Origin of the sequence: Campylobacter concisus (genome assembly GCF_902460595.1) — a bacterium.
In the GTDB taxonomy this organism is placed as follows: Bacteria; Campylobacterota; Campylobacteria; order Campylobacterales; family Campylobacteraceae; genus Campylobacter_A; species Campylobacter_A concisus_BL.
The window spans coordinates 22,103-38,923 of the sequence record NZ_CABPVA010000003.1 but is presented as its reverse complement, the minus strand read 5'-3'; the positions used below and the strand labels follow the sequence as shown (position 1 = coordinate 38,923).

15 protein-coding genes and 2 pseudogenes are annotated in these 16,821 nt (G+C 41.0%); 13 read left to right on the top strand and 4 right to left on the bottom strand.

Annotation, left to right across the window (positions count from 1 at the left end):
- Window positions 1–197, bottom strand: a pseudogene (locus tag F3G86_RS06390) (IS110 family transposase); the annotation flags it as partial.
- Window positions 198–487: 290 nt separating this feature from the next.
- Between F3G86_RS06390 and murC the strand changes: the two are divergent.
- The 6 genes from murC (at window position 488) to dapE (ending at window position 7,740) form a co-directional block, all read left to right on the top strand.
- Window positions 488–1,795: a UDP-N-acetylmuramate--L-alanine ligase gene (murC, locus tag F3G86_RS06385; protein WP_149723450.1), complete on the top strand. Its 1,308-nt coding sequence runs from the start codon at window positions 488–490 to the stop codon at window positions 1,793–1,795.
- Window positions 1,795–2,112: a hypothetical protein gene (locus F3G86_RS06380; RefSeq protein ID WP_149723355.1), complete on the top strand. Its 318-nt coding sequence runs from the start codon at window positions 1,795–1,797 to the stop codon at window positions 2,110–2,112. The genes murC and F3G86_RS06380 overlap by 1 nt, the downstream gene beginning before the upstream one ends.
- The gene (locus tag F3G86_RS06375) at window positions 2,106–2,450 is read left to right on the top strand and encodes a hypothetical protein (RefSeq protein WP_149723354.1); all 345 of its coding nucleotides are present in this window, start codon (window positions 2,106–2,108) and stop codon (window positions 2,448–2,450) included. Before F3G86_RS06380 ends, F3G86_RS06375 begins: the two co-directional genes overlap by 7 nt.
- Entirely contained in the window at window positions 2,447–4,648 is a 2,202-nt protein-coding gene (locus F3G86_RS06370; RefSeq protein WP_188116435.1) for an endonuclease MutS2, read from the top strand. The genes F3G86_RS06375 and F3G86_RS06370 overlap by 4 nt, the downstream gene beginning before the upstream one ends.
- Window positions 4,649–4,738: 90 nt before the next feature.
- Entirely contained in the window at window positions 4,739–6,649 is a 1,911-nt protein-coding gene (locus tag F3G86_RS06365) for an EAL domain-containing protein (protein WP_149723352.1), read from the top strand.
- The gene (gene dapE, locus F3G86_RS06360) at window positions 6,649–7,740 is read left to right on the top strand and encodes a succinyl-diaminopimelate desuccinylase (RefSeq protein WP_149723351.1); all 1,092 of its coding nucleotides are present in this window, start codon (window positions 6,649–6,651) and stop codon (window positions 7,738–7,740) included. The genes F3G86_RS06365 and dapE overlap by 1 nt, the downstream gene beginning before the upstream one ends.
- 84 nt (window positions 7,741–7,824) lie before the next feature.
- On the opposite strand, the gene F3G86_RS06355 is transcribed toward dapE, so the two are convergent.
- The gene (locus F3G86_RS06355) at window positions 7,825–8,037 is read right to left on the bottom strand and encodes an SNARE-associated domain-containing protein (RefSeq protein ID WP_107917073.1); all 213 of its coding nucleotides are present in this window, start codon (window positions 8,035–8,037) and stop codon (window positions 7,825–7,827) included.
- A gap of 105 nt (window positions 8,038–8,142) precedes the next feature.
- Between F3G86_RS06355 and F3G86_RS06350 the strand changes: the two are divergent.
- Window positions 8,143–8,625, top strand: a pseudogene (locus F3G86_RS06350) (YedE family putative selenium transporter); the annotation flags it as partial.
- Between the two features lie 106 nt (window positions 8,626–8,731).
- Here F3G86_RS06350 and F3G86_RS06345 read toward each other — a convergent pair.
- Window positions 8,732–9,562 (bottom strand): peptidylprolyl isomerase, encoded by an 831-nt coding sequence (locus F3G86_RS06345; RefSeq protein WP_021084537.1) that lies wholly within the window; start codon window positions 9,560–9,562, stop codon window positions 8,732–8,734.
- Between the two features lie 70 nt (window positions 9,563–9,632).
- Between F3G86_RS06345 and gltX the strand changes: the two genes are divergently transcribed.
- The 6 genes from gltX to F3G86_RS06315 all read left to right on the top strand — a co-directional run bounded on the left by gltX (window position 9,633) and on the right by F3G86_RS06315 (window position 14,444).
- The gene (gltX, locus tag F3G86_RS06340; protein WP_149723350.1) at window positions 9,633–11,012 is read left to right on the top strand and encodes a glutamate--tRNA ligase; all 1,380 of its coding nucleotides are present in this window, start codon (window positions 9,633–9,635) and stop codon (window positions 11,010–11,012) included.
- Window positions 11,009–12,262, top strand: a complete 1,254-nt coding sequence (locus F3G86_RS06335; protein ID WP_004317644.1) for a malic enzyme-like NAD(P)-binding protein — start codon at window positions 11,009–11,011, stop codon at window positions 12,260–12,262. Before gltX ends, F3G86_RS06335 begins: the two co-directional genes overlap by 4 nt.
- 90 nt (window positions 12,263–12,352) lie before the next feature.
- Window positions 12,353–12,979, top strand: a complete 627-nt coding sequence (gene upp, locus F3G86_RS06330; RefSeq protein WP_004317747.1) for a uracil phosphoribosyltransferase — start codon at window positions 12,353–12,355, stop codon at window positions 12,977–12,979.
- Window positions 12,980–12,988: 9 nt separating this feature from the next.
- The gene (locus tag F3G86_RS06325; RefSeq protein ID WP_149723349.1) at window positions 12,989–13,495 is read left to right on the top strand and encodes a ribonuclease domain-containing protein; all 507 of its coding nucleotides are present in this window, start codon (window positions 12,989–12,991) and stop codon (window positions 13,493–13,495) included.
- Window positions 13,492–13,764 (top strand): barstar family protein, encoded by a 273-nt coding sequence (locus F3G86_RS06320; RefSeq protein WP_149723348.1) that lies wholly within the window; start codon window positions 13,492–13,494, stop codon window positions 13,762–13,764. The genes F3G86_RS06325 and F3G86_RS06320 overlap by 4 nt, the downstream gene beginning before the upstream one ends.
- Entirely contained in the window at window positions 13,761–14,444 is a 684-nt protein-coding gene (locus F3G86_RS06315; RefSeq protein WP_149723347.1) for an MqnA/MqnD/SBP family protein, read from the top strand. The genes F3G86_RS06320 and F3G86_RS06315 overlap by 4 nt, the downstream gene beginning before the upstream one ends.
- A 233-nt stretch (window positions 14,445–14,677) precedes the next feature.
- On the opposite strand, the gene cooS is transcribed toward F3G86_RS06315, so the two are convergent.
- The gene (gene cooS / locus F3G86_RS06310; RefSeq protein WP_149723346.1) at window positions 14,678–16,717 is read right to left on the bottom strand and encodes an anaerobic carbon-monoxide dehydrogenase catalytic subunit; all 2,040 of its coding nucleotides are present in this window, start codon (window positions 16,715–16,717) and stop codon (window positions 14,678–14,680) included.
- Window positions 16,718–16,821 lie beyond the last annotated feature (104 nt).

Genomic DNA, 16,821 nt, shown 5'->3' with positions numbered 1-16,821 from the left:
TCCAAATGATAATTTGAAGTTGCTTCAAAAACAACTAAAATTTCATCATTTTTAAAACTATCAAAATAAACTTTAATAAGATCATAATTGTTAGGCAGTGTTTCAAACTTAGCTTTTTCACTTGCAATAGAAGTTAAAAAACAAACATCGATTTTATCTTTAGAAACATCAACGCCACAAAAAAACGCTTTTTTCATTTTGATACTCCGAAATAAAATTTAGGTTATGTTTCTTTCTTGTATTCAGTGTTAAAACACTAAGATTTTTAACCGAAACATCAACCATAAGCCCTAAATCTAAGGCACAGCGTAAAACCGCTTAATTTAGTAGCAGGGACTTATGGAAAATTTTATAAAATCAAAAGAGAAAGACGAAACGAAATGTGTAAATTCTCTTAGATTTTATGGAAGTATCATACAAAATTTAGTAGTTTTTGTTAAAATCACGAAAAACTTAAGGATAAAATTTGCAAGAGTTAAACAACGAGATCAAAAAAGTCCATTTCATAGGCATCGGCGGCATCGGCATCTCAGCCATCGCTAGATTTTTACACGAAAAAGGCCACAAGATAAGCGGCAGTGACATCAAAGAGAGCAAGACGACGCTTGAACTTCAAAATGAGGGTATCGAGGTCATCACGCCGCACTGCAAAGAGGCGATAAAAGACCAAGACTTTGTGGTCTATTCAGCTGCGATAAAAGAAGACAACATCGAGCTAGTGGAGGCTAGAAGAAAGGGCATAAAGTGCTTTTCAAGAAAAGAAATTTTGCCTTATGTGCTTGAAGATAAGTGCGTCTTTGCAGTTGCTGGCGCGCACGGCAAAAGCACGACTTCAGCGATGCTAGCAAGCCTCATCGAGGGCTCAGTCATCATTGGCGCCATCTCAAAGCAGTTTGGCTCAAATATGCGCTACGCAAAGAGCGACAACGTCGTATTTGAAGCCGACGAGAGCGACTCAAGCTTTCTAAACTCAAACCCATATCTAGCCATCGTAACAAACGCAGAGCCAGAGCACATGGAGCACTACGACTACGATCTAGCTAAATTTTACGCAGCATACAAGGGCTTTTTGGAGCGCGCAAAGGTTAGAGTGATAAACGCTGAGGACGAGTTTTTAAGCACGCTTAAGCTTGATGCGATCAGGCTTTACCCAAGCAGTGATATCACGGAGCTTACGATGGTTGTAAGAGACTATCAGCCATACACCAGCTTTAACCTTAAAAATTTAGGCAAATTTGAAGCCTTTGGCATGGGCGAGCACATCGCCATAGACGCATCTTTGGCTATTCTTGCTGCGATGCACGAGACGCCTCTAAAAGATATAAGAGAAAATTTACTAAATTTTAAAGGGATAAAAAAGCGTTTTGACATACTTTGCGCAAACAAAAATTTTGTCCTTATTGACGACTACGCACACCACCCAACCGAGATAAAAGCGACGCTAAAATCAGTCTTTGAATACGCCAAAATTTTAGGTATAAACAGCGTCACAGCGATATTTCAGCCACACCGCTACACAAGGCTTAGCACAAATTTACCTGGCTTTAAAGAGTGCTTTAAGGGCGTTGATGAGCTTGTTATCTTGCCAGTTTATGCAGCTGGAGAAAATCCGATCGAAGTTGATATGAAGAGCGAATTTAGCGAGTATAACCCGATCTTTACCGACAAGGTCGAGAGAGTTGAAGAGGGGATAGAATTTACAGATGAATTTGGCGTGAAAAACCGCCTAAGCGACGGCATAGTAGTTGGCTTTGGAGCGGGCGATATCAGCGTGCAGCTAAGAGGCGGATATTAATGGATATAAGCAATTTCAAGCCTCAAGATGAAAATGAAATTTTAAAAGAGATAAAAGAAAAAGAGCTAAGCAAGGATGAAATTTCAAGCCTTATAAATTTAGGCAAAAAAGATATCTTGATAGCTCTTGCAAGGTCACAAAAGCTAAATAGCACCCAGATAAAAGATATGCTGCCAAATGCCCCATATCTAGCCGTTTGCTTGCTGGTTGAAAAGCAAGATATCAGCGAGGTTAGAGCTGAAATTTTAGAAAAGATCAAGCTTCATGCTGAGCTTTACAAGGAGCTCATCGCAAAATATAAAGGCGTAAAATGGTAAGAAATTTGATAATAATCGCCGGCGTGATACTGCTTTTTGGAGCGATCTGGGCGATAAAAGATGAAAAGATCAGCAAAAGCATAAAAGCGCTCGTTAGCGTGGTGCTTGTAGCGATCCTTGTTTGTGTATATTTTTACGAGGAGAATTTATCAAAAAACGAGGACGCCATCTCAAAGCTAGTGACCGACTTTAAGCAGGGTAAAACACTAAAATGTGGCGAATACAACGTGAGCGCTGAGAAATTTAACTACGAATTTGGCACTGCGTCATTTTTGCCAAAGCGAGAATTTAGCGATCTTTCAGGCGTCATCGTGCCTATAACGAGCTGCGAGCAATGAACGATATATTTGCAAAGCTCGATCTGGGCGAGTATCTGGATAAATTTAACTCATTTTTAGCAAGACAAAAACCGCTATTTTTACAAGGCGACAGCAAAATCCACTTTGAAAATATCAGCGAGCTTTCAAAGTATGATTTTAAGGCACCTGACGAGATAAAAGAGCTTGATGACGCGCTTATAAGACTTAGCAAGCAAGCGGTGCTTCACATCAGTGAAATTTACGAGTTTGCAAAGATCATTAAGTATTTTTCATATCTAAAAAAGCAAAAATTTGAAGGCAGGCTTGGCGAGTGGATCGCAAAGGTCGAAATCCCTGAAGCGATGAGCCAGATGGCAAACAGCTTTGATGAAAACGGCGAGTTTAGCGACAGCGTGGACGAGAGATTTTACGCGATAAAGCAGGCTTTTAGCGAGAAAAAGCGCCAGATCGACGCCGAGCTTAAAAAGCTCATCTACTCAAAGCACATCACGCCCTATCTAGTCGATACCCAGACGCACTACATCAACTCACAAGAGGCACTTTTGGTGCGTGGCGGCTTTAACCACGCTTTAAAAGGCACCGTCATCGCTAGAAGCTCAGGCGGCTACTTCTACGTCGCACCTGCAAGCACCGAGCGCCTAAAAAAGGAGCAAAGCGAGCTGCTTGATAGAAAAGAGGAGATCATTTTTGAGCACTGCAAGAAATTTAGCCTGCAGATGAGCAAGAACCTGCTTTTTTTGAAATTTATAAATAACGCTTTTGATCAGTTTGACGCATATCAAGCGCGTGTAAATTTGGCTAGATCGCGTGACTATGAGTTTGTTTTGCCAAACAGCTCGCACATCATAAAGCTTGAGAAATTTGCCCATCCAGCGCTAAAAAACCCAAAGAGCGTGAGCGTGGATTTTAGCAAAAAGGTACTTCTCATTACCGGCGTAAATGCTGGCGGTAAGTCGATGCTTTTAAAATCGATCATCTCAGCCACGCTACTTGCAAAGTATCTGCTGCCTATGCGTATCGACGCAAACCGCTCAACGATCGGCTCTTTTAAAGAATTTGACGCGATCATAGAAGATCCGCAAAGCGTGAAAAACGACATCTCGACCTTTGCTGGCAGGATGGTGCACTTTGCAAGGCTTTTTACTAAAAAATCGATCATCATCGGTATCGACGAGATCGAGCTTGGCACCGACTTTGAGGAGGCTGCGAGCTTGTATGGCGTCATGATAGAGCGCCTCATCACTCAAGATATCAAAATGATCATCACGACCCACCACAAGCGCCTCGCGATGTTGCTAGCTAAGAATCCAGAGGTTGAGCTAGTGGCGGCACTTTACGACGAGGCGGCTCAAAGGCCTAAATTTGAGTTTTTAAAGGGCACGATCGGCAAGTCTTACGCCTTTGAAACTGCGGCAAGATACGGCATATCTCAAAATTTAGTGGCGCAGGCAAAGAAAATTTACGGCGAAGATAAAGAGAATTTAAACGAGATCATCACAAAGACGCTAAATTTACAAACCAAGCTTGATGAGGGGATAAAAGAGGTCACGGCAAAAGAGGAGCGGCTGGAGCGCTTGCTTGAGGAGCAAAAAGAGCTAAAAGAGAAAAATGAGATCAAGCTAAATGCGACTATTTCGCGCCTTGAAAAAGAGTATTTTGACGCGATAAATGCGGCAAAAGCTGTTATAAATTTCAAGGACATTAAAGACAAGCAAAGAGCGCTAAACGTGGCAAATGAGAAAAAAGCCGCCATCGTTAAGCCTAAAAAAACTGAGCGCGAGAGCCTAAAAGTAGGCGATAGAGTGAAGTATGAAAATATAAAAGGCACGGTTTTAAGTATCTCTAAAAATGACGCGATGATCGAGTCAAATGGTATAAATTTACGTGTGCCACTCGAGCTTTTAAGAAAAAATGGCAACGAAGTAGTCTTGCCTAAAAAAGGTGGCGTAAGCCTAAATGTCGATAAGCCAAAAACGGCGTCATTATCGCTTGATCTGCACGGTATGAGAGCTGACGAGGCGATAGCAAAGCTTGATAAATTTATCTCAGATAGTCTTGTTATGGGATTTGATGAGGTTAGCGTATTTCACGGCATTGGCACTGGCAAGCTTGCCTTTGCTGTTAAAAATTTCTTAAAAGAGCATCCAAGCGTAAAAGAATTTCATGATGCACCGGCAAATCAAGGCGGATATGGTGCAAAGATCGTTAAGCTTTGAGCTAAATTTTTAATTAAAAAATGAAAGAAATTTTTTATTTAGCTTAGATATAATCCATTAGAAAAATTTAAGAAAGGAAGTTTAAACTTTATGCCAAGCGACGAATCGCAAAAAAAGCACTTTAGTATGGTTAAAACCGTCACTTTGGTCGTGGTTTTGCTTTTTGCTTTCTTTGTAGCTGAAAATTTAACTATCTATTCATATAAATACAATAACGCGCTATCTACAAACAACTTTGGCCTCAAAAAAAAGACTGAGTATCTAACAGATCAATATGTGAATTACTTTAAAAATATAAGTAAATTTAGTGTCTTAGATTTTCAAAATTACATAAGCAATGCTGCCTTTGGCGAAGTCTTTTTGCTAAAAGAAAATGGTAAAAATGGCTTTAAGATAGAGGCATCGTCAGACAAAAGCCTCGTAAATAAAGACTACGAAGACAAGAGCTGTGGTGACATCTACTCGCATGATTTTCAAAAGAATTATTTCAAGGCTGAAATTTTGCCAGAAAATAGCGCCAAAGTATGTATGTTTGTCGCCGTAAATGACTATATTTTGGGCTTTAAAGCGCATATAGATCAAAGGATAACTGGCACTAGCGACCAATTTTATTTTCAGTGGCTGATGAAAAACATGACTCTTACTTTGATCTTAAGCTCGATCGGTCTATTTTTAGGGCTTGCGGTCTGTCTTTGGTTTGTATTTAAGTATCTAAACATCAAATTTGACTATCTAAAAGTAAAAGAAGAGAGCACTATTAAGATCGCTGAACTAAAAGAGAGGCTATACATCGATCCGATGACAGGACTTTTTAACAAGGCAGCACTCATAAAAGATGTGAGCGAGTATAAATATCCAAAAGTGATACTTATGGATATCGATGATTTTGGCAAGATGAACGACTACTACGGCAAATACGTGTGCGACCAGATACTAAAACAGATGGCAAATCTCATCAAAGAATTTGCAAAAAATGAGAATATGAAGGCTTATTGTATCGAGGCGGACAGGTTTGCTTTGGTTGAAGATAATAACGACTTTATCGACAGATACGAAGAGCTTGCTGAAAATTTACTAGATATCTTTAAAGGCAGGATGCTTAGCATAAAAGATGAAAATGGCGTAGAGGTCGATGATATAGAAATTCACAACACCATAGGCTTTGCGCTTGATAGCGATCAGACTTTAAGAAAGGCAACCATCGCGTTAAAATCAGCCAAGACGCTTGATAAAGACTATGTTTGCTACTTTAAAGGGCTAAGTCAAAAAGATGAATACGCAAATCAGATCGAGCGCTCAAAGCTGATCCAAAACGCTACGATAAATGACAACATCGTGCCGTATTTTCAGCCGATATTTGACGAGAAAAAGATCCCTATAAAATATGAATGCTTAATAAGAATTTTAGACCGCGACGACGTCATCTCGCCAAGTGTATTTTTGGATATCTCAAAGCGTATCAAGCGCTACGCAGACCTTGAAAAACAGCTCATTAAAAAGTGCTTTGAGCACCTCACTGAAGATCCAAATTTGGTTCTTTCTATAAATTTAAGCAGCCGAGATATGATAGATGGCGACGTTAGCGCACTTGTTTTAAATTTACTAAATAAGCACAATGTCGCTGGCAGGATAGTTTTTGAGATAGTTGAAGACGAGGAGCTAAAGAGTGCTGAGCGCGTCTCAGTCTTTATCGAGCGAGCAAAGAGCATGGGCGCTATGATAGCGATCGACGACTTTGGCTCTGGCTACTCAAATTTCTCTTACATCATAAAGATCAAGCCAGACTACGTGAAGATCGATGGCTCTATCATCAAAGATATCGATATCAATAAAGACTCATATGCTATCGCAAGCGCGATCGTGGCATTTGCAAAAGATCTTGGCATAAAAACGATCGCAGAGTATGTTCATTCTAAAGAAATCTTTAACGTCTGTAAGGAGATAGGCATCGACGAATTCCAAGGATTTTACTTGGGACTTCCTTCTAAAAAGGCGTTTTAGTGGTAGTTAGCTTTTTAAAAGAGCTTTTAAGCTTTCGCTCTATCACGCCAGATGATGCTGGTAGTTTGGAGTTCATCGCTAAATTTTTGCCTGATTTTGAGGCTAAATTTATAGAAAAAAACGGCACAAAAAATCTCATACTTTCTAAAATTTATGGAGACGGGGAGCATCTAGCCTTTGCAGGACACGTTGATGTCGTGCCGCCAGGTGATGGCTGGGAGAGCGAGCCATTTACACCACTAGAAAAAGATGGCTACATCTACGCAAGGGGCGCGCAGGATATGAAAAGTGGCGTGGCTGCCTTTGTTTGTGCGTGCAAAGAGGCCAAATTTGATGGCAAGTTAAGTCTTATTTTAACAAGTGACGAAGAGGGCGACGGCACTTATGGCACGCCTTTGGCACTTGAATATCTGCGTGAGATAGGGGATCTGCCCAAATTTTGCGTCGTGGCTGAGCCAACTTGTGATAAGAAATTTGGCGATAGCATAAAGGTCGGCAGACGTGGCTCGATAAATGGTAAGATCGTGATAAAGGGCGTTCAAGGTCACGTGGCATACCCAGAAAAATGCGTAAATCCAGTAAATTTGATAGCTCCACTTTTAAGTAAGATAGCTGATCACGATATGGACGGGGGGAGCGAGTTTTTTAGCCCAAGCAAGATCGTGGTGACGGACATTCGTGGTGGCATGCAGGTTTGCAACGTCACGCCAAGCGAGCTTAGCATAATGTTTAACGTTAGAAACTCAAATTTAACTGACGCAAATGACGTTGAGAGCTATCTTAGAAGCGTTTTAGATGGGCTTAGTTACGAGCTTAGTATAAAGCAAAGCTCAAAGAGATTTTTAACCAACAAAGATAGCAAGATCGTAAGAAATTTAATGGCATCTGTCACAAAGATCACCGGCGTTACGCCACTTTTAAACACAAAAGGCGGCACGAGCGATGCAAGGCATTTTGCTGAATTTGGCGTAGATGCGATAGAATTTGGCGTCATAAATGACCGCATACACGCCAAAAACGAACGAGTTAGCGCTGATGAAATAAATAAACTTTATGAAGTTTTTAAAGACCTTATAGAAAATTTTCACTAATCTCTTTTGTTATCAAATAGTTAAATTTAGTCGCTATCGCTGGTGTTGTTGGCTTATTTGCTGGTGTCTTTGTAGGACAAGTTTTTAAGAAAAATGGCTACATTTTGCCTGAGAGCAAAACTGCTTCACTATATAGACCGCGCTTATTACCGCAACCACCGCTAAAATGGTGATCGTTATTATTGGAAGCGTCTGTTTGTCAGGGTTTGAGCCTAGAAAATAGCCAGCTCCAAGCAAAACAGCACACCAAGCCCTAGCATTAAGCGTGGTAAATAGGCAAGAACTAAAAATATTCATCTTAGCAAGCCCAGCTGGCAGCTGATATACTACGAATTTCAGGGATAAGGCGCGAGTTATACCTACAAATTTGCCATATTTTAGATGATATCATGCCCAAAAAGTAGCAAAGACACTGCAAAGGCGATAGGATTTTTGCCGCTGATCATCGCTATTTTACTTTTGATAGCACTTATCTTTGGTCTAAAACTTGGCGAAAATGGCGCATTATTTAGCTCAGAAAAAGGTCCAGGCTCACAGCATGCAAATTTATTTATCTCGCTTATTTGTGCCATCATCATCGGCGCATTTATGCAAAGAAGTAAATTTTGCTCAGTGGGAGCTATCAGTAAAATTTTTGAGCGTGACTTCTCGATGTTTTATGGTGTCATCTCTATCGTTCTTTTTGCAAGCATCACAAATTTAGTGCTAAATCAATACAAATTTGGCTTTGAAGCTCAGCTCCTTTTGTTTTAGGCATGGGCGCAGGTGCTGCGATAAGTCATAATTTCGTGCTTGCAAGCTCAGGAGAGCTGGCATCACACTTTTTGCTCCTTAAGCTGTAGTAGCCCTTACATCTACGCTATCTGCGTTGGTTTTTCACTAAAAATCGTAATTAAATTTGACTGCTTTTGCAGGTTTTTGCTTATAAAGTTTGAAAAGTTTGAAGTTAAATTTTGGAGAAATTTAGCCACCAAAGTGGCTAAATTTGAAGTTATCTTAGAATTTGAATTTTTGCTTTTGCGCGGAGTTTTTCGAAGTAATCACTCATTAATTTCTCTTGCTCGCCTTGGTAAAGCTCGTTTATAACGTTATCTTTTACATCAGCAAAGCTTGGTGTATATGAGCCGATCTTCTCTTTTACTAAAAACATATCAAAGCTGTCAGGTCCTTGCAAGGGCTGTGTGTAGTCGCCGTTATTTGTGCTTGAGATGATTGCAGCAAGTCTTGGATCTATGCTTTGATAGTCCAAACTCACCTCTTGTGTTTGCACGCCGTCTAGTAGCTTTGGACTTGTTTTTTGAGCTTCAAGTAGATCAGGGTCTTTTGCTCTATAAACTACGACTCTAGCGGTGCTAAAGACCTTAAATTTGTCTGGATTAGCGTCAAAATACGCCTTTGCTTTTTGCTCATTTATGTTTTTGCCAGCCTCAGCAGCTATGCTTTTATAGAGCTTTTCTTGAAGCATCTTGTGCTCTAAGTTGTTTTTAAAGTCTAAAAAGTCCATGCCTTGAGCTTGGATAGAGCTTCTAAACTGCGAATTTGTCATGCCATTTTGCTTTGCGATCGCCTCGATCCTGTCGTTTAGCTCAAAAGGTGTCACGCTTAAATTTAAGTTTTTTATCTGCGCATCTTCAAGCCTATCTCTGATAAGCAAATTTAAAGCGTCCTGCTCTGTTGTCTTTAGCTGTTCCTTCAAGCTATAAACCTCGTAAAGCGTGATAGGTTCGTTCTCCACGATAGCTGCGATGCCGTTTATCATCTGAGCTGAATATAAATTTAAGGCACTTAACACGCCAGCAGCCAAAAAGAGCAATTTTTTCATAATGAAACCTTTGTTTAAGTATTTAGTAAATATAATTTTGGGCAATTATAACATAAAAATAAGGCACAAAATGATAGTTACTAGATTTGCTCCGTCGCCTACTGGATACCTACACATAGGCGGACTTAGGACAGCTCTTTATAATTATTTATACGCAAGAGCTAACAATGGAAAATTTCTGCTCCGCATCGAAGATACTGACTTAAAACGAAACTCAGAAGAAGCCACACAAGCTATAAAAGAGGCATTTGCTTGGTGCAAGCTAGATCACGACGGCGAAGTGACCTATCAGTCAAAGAGGTTTGATCTTTACAAAGAGTACGTTAAAAAGCTGCTTGATGAGGGCAAAGCCTACAAATGCTATATGAGCAAAGAGGAGCTTGAGGAGCTTAGAGCTAGCCAAGAGGCTAGAAAAGAACGCCCAAAATATGATAATAGATATAGAGGTTTTAAAGGCACGCCTCCAGCTGGCATCGAGCCAGTCATCCGTATAAAAGCCCCACTTAGTGGTGAGATCGTCATACATGATGGCATAAAGGGCGAGGTTAAATTTAAGGTTGAAGATATCTTAGACGACTTCATCATCGCAAGAAGCGACGGCACGCCAACATATAACTTCACAGTTGTGATAGACGATGCGCTAATGGGCGTAACAGACGTTATCCGCGGCGATGATCACCTCTCAAATACCCCAAAACAGATCGTTCTTTACGAGGCGCTTGGCTTTAAGGTGCCAAAATTTTATCACGTCGCTATGATAAACGGCGAGGACGGCAAAAAGCTTAGCAAAAGGCACGGCGCGACCGACGTTATGGAGTATAAAAAGATGGGCTACTTGCCTGAAGCGCTCTTAAATTTTCTCGTTCGTCTTGGCTGGAGCCACGGCGATGATGAGATTTTTACTATCGAGGATATGCTTAAATACTTCAATCCAAACGATATCAACAAAAGCTCAAGCACCTACAACGCTCAAAAGCTTGACTGGCTAAATTCTCACTATATAAAAACTTTGCCTTATGAGAGGCTAGCGCATGATATGCTTAAATTTGGCGTGGATTTTAAGGCTTTGGTAAAGGGTGAACTACTGCTAAATTCGCTCCGTGAGAGATCAAAGACGCTAATCGAAATGGCAAACAGCGCAAATGCTATCATCAACGCTCCAAAAAGCTACGACGAGAAAGCTTGGGCTAAATTTATAAATGAAAATAGCAAAGAAATTTTGGCGAAATTTGCTCAAATTTTAGACCGTGACCTTGATGCTAAAGGCTATGAGGAGCTAACTAATAAATTTTTAGAGCAAAATGGCTTAAAACTAAAAGACCTAGCTCAGGCCCTAAGGATAGCGCTAACTGGCTCAAGCGTGAGCCCAAGTATCTTTGAAGTGCTTGAAGTAGTAGGCAGTAACGAGATCAAAAACAGAATACAAAATTTATTAAAGGAAGAGAAATGACACATGTAACTAAAGAAGAGGCACTAAACTACCACATCGGCGGTAAGATCGAGATCAGGGTAAAGACACCTTGCGAGACTTCAAGAGACCTTTCAATGGCCTATACACCAGGCGTTGCTGAGCCATGCCGTGAGATAAATGCAGACACTGAACTAGCTTATAAATATACAAATAAAGCAAATTTAGTAGCTGTCATCACCGATGGCACGGCTGTTCTTGGACTTGGCGATATCGGTGCTATCGCTGGTAAGCCAGTTATGGAGGGCAAGGCGGTGCTATTTAAGAAATTTGCAAACGTTGATGCCTTTGACATCGAGCTAGACGAGCATGATCCTGATAAGATCGTTGAGATTTGCAAGGCTCTAGCTCCGACATTTGGCGGTATAAATTTAGAAGATATCCGCGCTCCAAAGTGCTTTGAGATCGAAAGAAAGCTTCAAGAAGCAGTCGATATCCCTGTAATGCACGACGATCAACACGGCACAGCGATGATAACAAGCGCTGGCATTATAAATGCGATGGAAATTTCTGGCAAAGATATATCTAAGATAAAGATCGTAGTTAGCGGCGCTGGTGCAGCTGGCATCGCTTGCGCAAAGATGTATAAAGCACTTGGCGCAAAACACATCGTGATGATAGATAGCAAAGGCGTCATCCACTCAAAAAGAACAGACCTAACTCCAGAAAAGGTTGAATTTGCGCTTGAGACCGAGGATAGGACTTTGGCTGATGCGATGAAAGGCGCTGATATGTTTTTAGGTCTTTCTAAGCCTGGCGTTGTGACAAAAGAGATGGTCGCATCGATGAACAAAGAGCCTATCATCTTCGCTTTGGCAAACCCAGTGCCTGAAATCTTCCCAGAGGACGTCGTAGCTGTAAGAGATGACGTTATGATGGGCACAGGCAGAAGCGACTATCCTAACCAAGTAAATAACGTTTTGGGCTTTCCATTTATCTTTAGAGGCGCGCTTGATGTTAGGGCTAAAAAGATCACTGAAAATATGAAAATGGCAGCAGCTAAAGCGCTTGCGCAGCTTGCAAAAGAGCCAGTGCCAGCTGAAGTTTTAAAAGCAAGTGGCGTTAGCGAGCTAAAATTTGGCAAAGAGTACATCATCCCAAAACCATTTGACAAGCGCGTGCTAACAGCGGTCGCTCCAGCAGTTGCAAAAGCCGCAGTTGAAGATGGCGTAGCGAGAGTAAAAGATTTTGATGTTGAGGCTTACAAAGCCAAACTTGCAAAAGGTTTTTAATCAAATTTAGCCCAAATTTTGGGCTAAATTCTTCTCTTGGCATTTTGTAAAAGACAAACCTTGTAAAAACAGTAAATTTAAGGACAAAAAATGCAAAACGTGAAGCTCATCTCACACCCATTGATCGAGCATAAATTAACAATCTTACGTGATAAAAACACCCAGCCTTTTCAGTTTCGTATGCTAGTTGATGAGATCAGCTACCTTATGATCTTTGAGGCGACTAGAAATTTAAAGGTAAAAGATGTCAAAGTCCAAACACCAGTTGCGGTGGCAGACGCAAAGAGGCTCACTACAAAGGTGATGATATGCCCTATTTTAAGGGCTGCGCTTGGCATGCTTGATAGCGTCTTTACCATCATCCCAGATGCGAGTGTGGGATTTTTGGGCTTTCAGCGAAACGAAGAGACAGCGCAGGCTGAGTTTTTCTACGCAAAGCTTCCAAAAGACGCAAAAGAGCGCATGGCTATCATCATCGATCCTATGTTTGCGACTGGTGGCACGGCGATAGATGCGGTTAAGTTTTTGCGTGAAAAGGGCGTTAAAGAGATCAAATTTATCTCTATCATCGCCGCACCTGAGGGGCTAAAGAGATTTAGTGAAATTTACCCAGACGTCGAGGTCTATACGGCATCGATCGATGAGAAACTAAATGAGAAAAACTACATCGTTCCAGGTCTTGGTGACGCTGGCGATAGAGTTTTTAACACACTTTAAGGGCTAAATTTGAACAAAAAACTTTTGCCAGCTCTAGTCGCCTTTGTCATTGCCATCATCATCGGTACTTTCTTTTTTTCAAAAGAGGGTGGCGAGGCAAACAAAAACGCTCAAATTTTACTTGAGCAGCTAAACAAAGAGGGGCAAAAGAGCCAGAGTCTCGCAGAAAATGGCTCATACACCTCAAAAGATGATGTCGCACTTTATATCTATAAATTTAACAAGCTACCAAAGAATTTCATAACCAAAAAAGAGGCACTTGAACTTGGCTGGGACGCAAAAAGTGGAAATTTATGGCAGATAAGCGGCGGCAAAAGTATCGGTGGAGATAGATTTTCAAACCGAGAAAAGAGGCTACCTGAGGCTGATGGTAGAAAGTGGTTTGAGTGTGATGTGAATTATAATGGCGGCAGGCGCGGCGCTGAGAGAATTTTATACTCAAACGACGGGCTTATCTACTACACGCCCGATCACTACGAGCATTTTTACCTGCTTTATGAGAAGAGGATGCAATGAAAAGCGTGATATTAGATGCCAAAAAGATGCTCAAAAAAGAGAAGATGCATGAGTATTTTGCTAAGAAATTTGACCTGCCAGAGTACTACGGCAAAAATTTAGACGCGCTCTTTGACTGCCTTTGCGAGATAAATGAGCCAACGCTTATAAAGCTAAAAAATGAAAATGCTTTGGATAGTGCCACAAAAGAGAGCTTAACCCAGCTATTTCGTGACGTTTGCAACGAAAACGAGATAGTTAAATTTGGGCCTTTAAAAGATGAAAAATGATATTTGGAAAGATTGATTATCTAAATTTGCTCCCATTTCACGTTTTTTTAAAATCAGCCCCACTAAGCTCTCAGATAAAAAAGGCTATCGAGTTTAAAAAGGGCGTGCCAAGCAAGCTAAATAGAGCCCTAAACGCCAGAAAGATCGACGCTGCGGTTATCTCAAGCATAGCCAGCAAAAAGGCAAATTTAAAGAAGCTAAATTTTGGAATAATCGCCAAAAAAGATGTCAAAAGCGTGCTTGTGCGCAAAAACTCAGCCCCAAAGCCAGATCCTGCCTCAGCCAGCTCAAACGCCCTAGCCAAGGTGCTTAAGCTAAATGGCGAGGTGATCATAGGCGACAGGGCGCTAAAGGCATACTTAAGCGAGGGCAAAGAGTGCTTTTACGACCTTGGTCAAATTTGGCACGAAAAGACAAATTTGCCCTTTGTTTTTGGTAGGTTTTCTTACGTAAAAAATGGCTCGTTCTACAAAAGACTAGTCGCAAAATTTTTACAAAAAAATGTAAAAATTCCAAATTATATATTAGCCCAGTATGCCAAAAGTCGCGACATAAGCGAGCAAGACATCAAGTGGTATTTGAAATTTATAAGCTACAAAATAGGCCCAAAAGAGCAAAAATCACTCCGCAAATTTTTTAAAGAGTATAGGTTTTTAAGAGAGGCAGTATCGCAGGCTTAGATAAATCTAGCTGATTTAGCCCTTTTGTTTTGTTTTAAATTTAGACTTTATATAAATGTTTAAAGTTGCGATGCAAAAATCCATCTAGGATTAAGACTTAGCTTTGTTTTTAGCAAAATCACAAAAGTATTTTAGAGGCAAATTTCATCTTATTTTTGATCATGTTTTGATAAGATCTGCTCCGCCAAAGTGGCTTTTGGAGCAGACCAAAGTACTTAGCGTGTAAATTTACCTTACGCTCTCCAGCCAAGTTTTTCTCGTTTTGCCTTCATGTCAGCTACGATATTTTCAGCAAGTGCGACAGGATCAAGATTTACTACCATTTTTGAGCCAAGGATCGGCAATGTGCCATTTGCCATAAATTCTTCAACATTTTTTGAGCCTTGAACTGGGGCAAATACGCAGTGGTAAGATGAAATTCCAAGTAGTCTAAAGCCAAGTGCGGCATCTATGCCCTTTTCGTTTGACCACTCAGGGCTTGAAAATGCGTATGGCAGGTCTTTTATGTCAGTGCTTAAGTTTTGACTAAGCGTATTAAACATCGCTGAAGCCCTAGCATTGTCCAAGCACTCGCCCATGTGCCAGATCGGCGGGATCTTATAAGGGGCTAAAAATTCTCTCAAGCTATCGCCGCAGTATTCAAGCGCATTTGCATTGCAAAGTCCTGTTTTTAGTAGTGGAAATGAGGCACAGCCGTTTGTCATGATTAAGACATTGTTTTTTAGAAGCGTTCTAGCTACGTTTACGACAGCTTTTTCATAAACTACGCGTGGATTTGAGCAGCCGACTAAATTTACAAGTCCAAGTAACTTGCCCTCTTTTATCGCATCAGCGATAACCTGCGTTGAGCCAAAAATTTTATTTACATTTTCTAGTGAAAAGCCCATTTTAGCTTCGACTTCGTATTGCGGGATATGCACTGGTATGCCTTTTCTAGCTTCATGGCTCTCAAGCGCTCTATATAAAATTTTCTCTGCGATCTCGTGAATTTCACTCATATTTGAGTGATGATGATCAAAACCTATGTGCTCAGCTCCAGGAAGCCTTGCAGAGTCGCTTGTAGTGATGACTGTCGTTTTAAAGCACCTTGCTACCTCCATAACGGTAGGATAGACATCTTGCACATCAGCTAGCCAAAGATCAAGCGCTCCTGTGCCAACGACAAGCTCTGCGCCAACTGCGTTTGAAAGTGGTATAACGCCGTCGTAGCGATACATAGCCGAAAGCCCGTTACAGCAAACACCATAAAACTGAATGCCTAGCGCACCTTTTTCTTTGGCTAAATTTTGAAATTTCTCGCTCTTGCCAAGCTTAACGACGACACTTACTAAAAGTGGAGAGTGTCCGTGAAGCGCGATATTTACGTAGCCTTTTTTGATAGCGCCTAAATTTATCTTAGAGTCATTTAGCTTTGGCAGACCAAATAGACAATCCATCGCAATAGACGTGCCAAGCGTGCTTGACCAAGCATAAGCTAGACCTGTGCGGAAAAACTGCTTCATTACATTTCGCCAGTCGCCATCTGTGCCAGTGCTAGTTCTATGAAGGCTCTCTGTAATCTCGTGATAGACGCCTATTGGCAAGATATCAAGCTTTTTCCACACCTCTTGACGCTCTTTTGGAGCAAAGGTCTTTATGGCTTTGTGCTCTTGTGGCAAGGTGCGAGATAGATCTTCAAGTAAGATATCAGCGATCTGTGAGGCAAGCTCGTTTATGCTTTTGCTCTCATCAAGTCCAAAGGCCTTTGCAACTGCACGCACTTTCTCTTCGCCTTCTATTGGGATATTTAGCTTGCCAGTTGCTGCGTTTTTAAGAGCTAGCATGTTTTCTCTGCCTCTTGCGCCGTGAGCCGCAGCACCGCCAGCTACGTGACGGAGTAAATTTCTAGCTACGATGACGTCCGCATCAGCGCCGCACACGCCACGAGTTGCCTTTGATGTTATCTTACATGGTCCCATAAAGCAGATCTTACAGCAAATTCCAGCCATGCCAAATGTGCATTGTGGCTTTTGCTTGTCAAATCTATCAAAAACAGTCTCGATCCCCATATCTTGCATTTTTAGGAGCATTTCGCTAACGGCTGGATCAGGTGTCTCTTCGATTACTTTTTGCTTATTTGGAAAGGTTTTTTTATAAAGTGAGATAGCATTTGAGTAGTCTGTAAATTCTGCCTCGTCTTTGTAGTCATAAAAGCCTTTTTCATTTGGCTTAGCCTCTTTATCAAGTCCGTATTTCTGGATCTTGATGCCTAAAATTTCGTCGTTTGTTTGCATTTTTGCTCCTTATGCAAGTAAATTTTATCTTTTGGATAAGTCTTGGATTATATCATCAAAAATTTTCACAGAGATTGATTTAGGATAAATTTAGTGTAAATTTT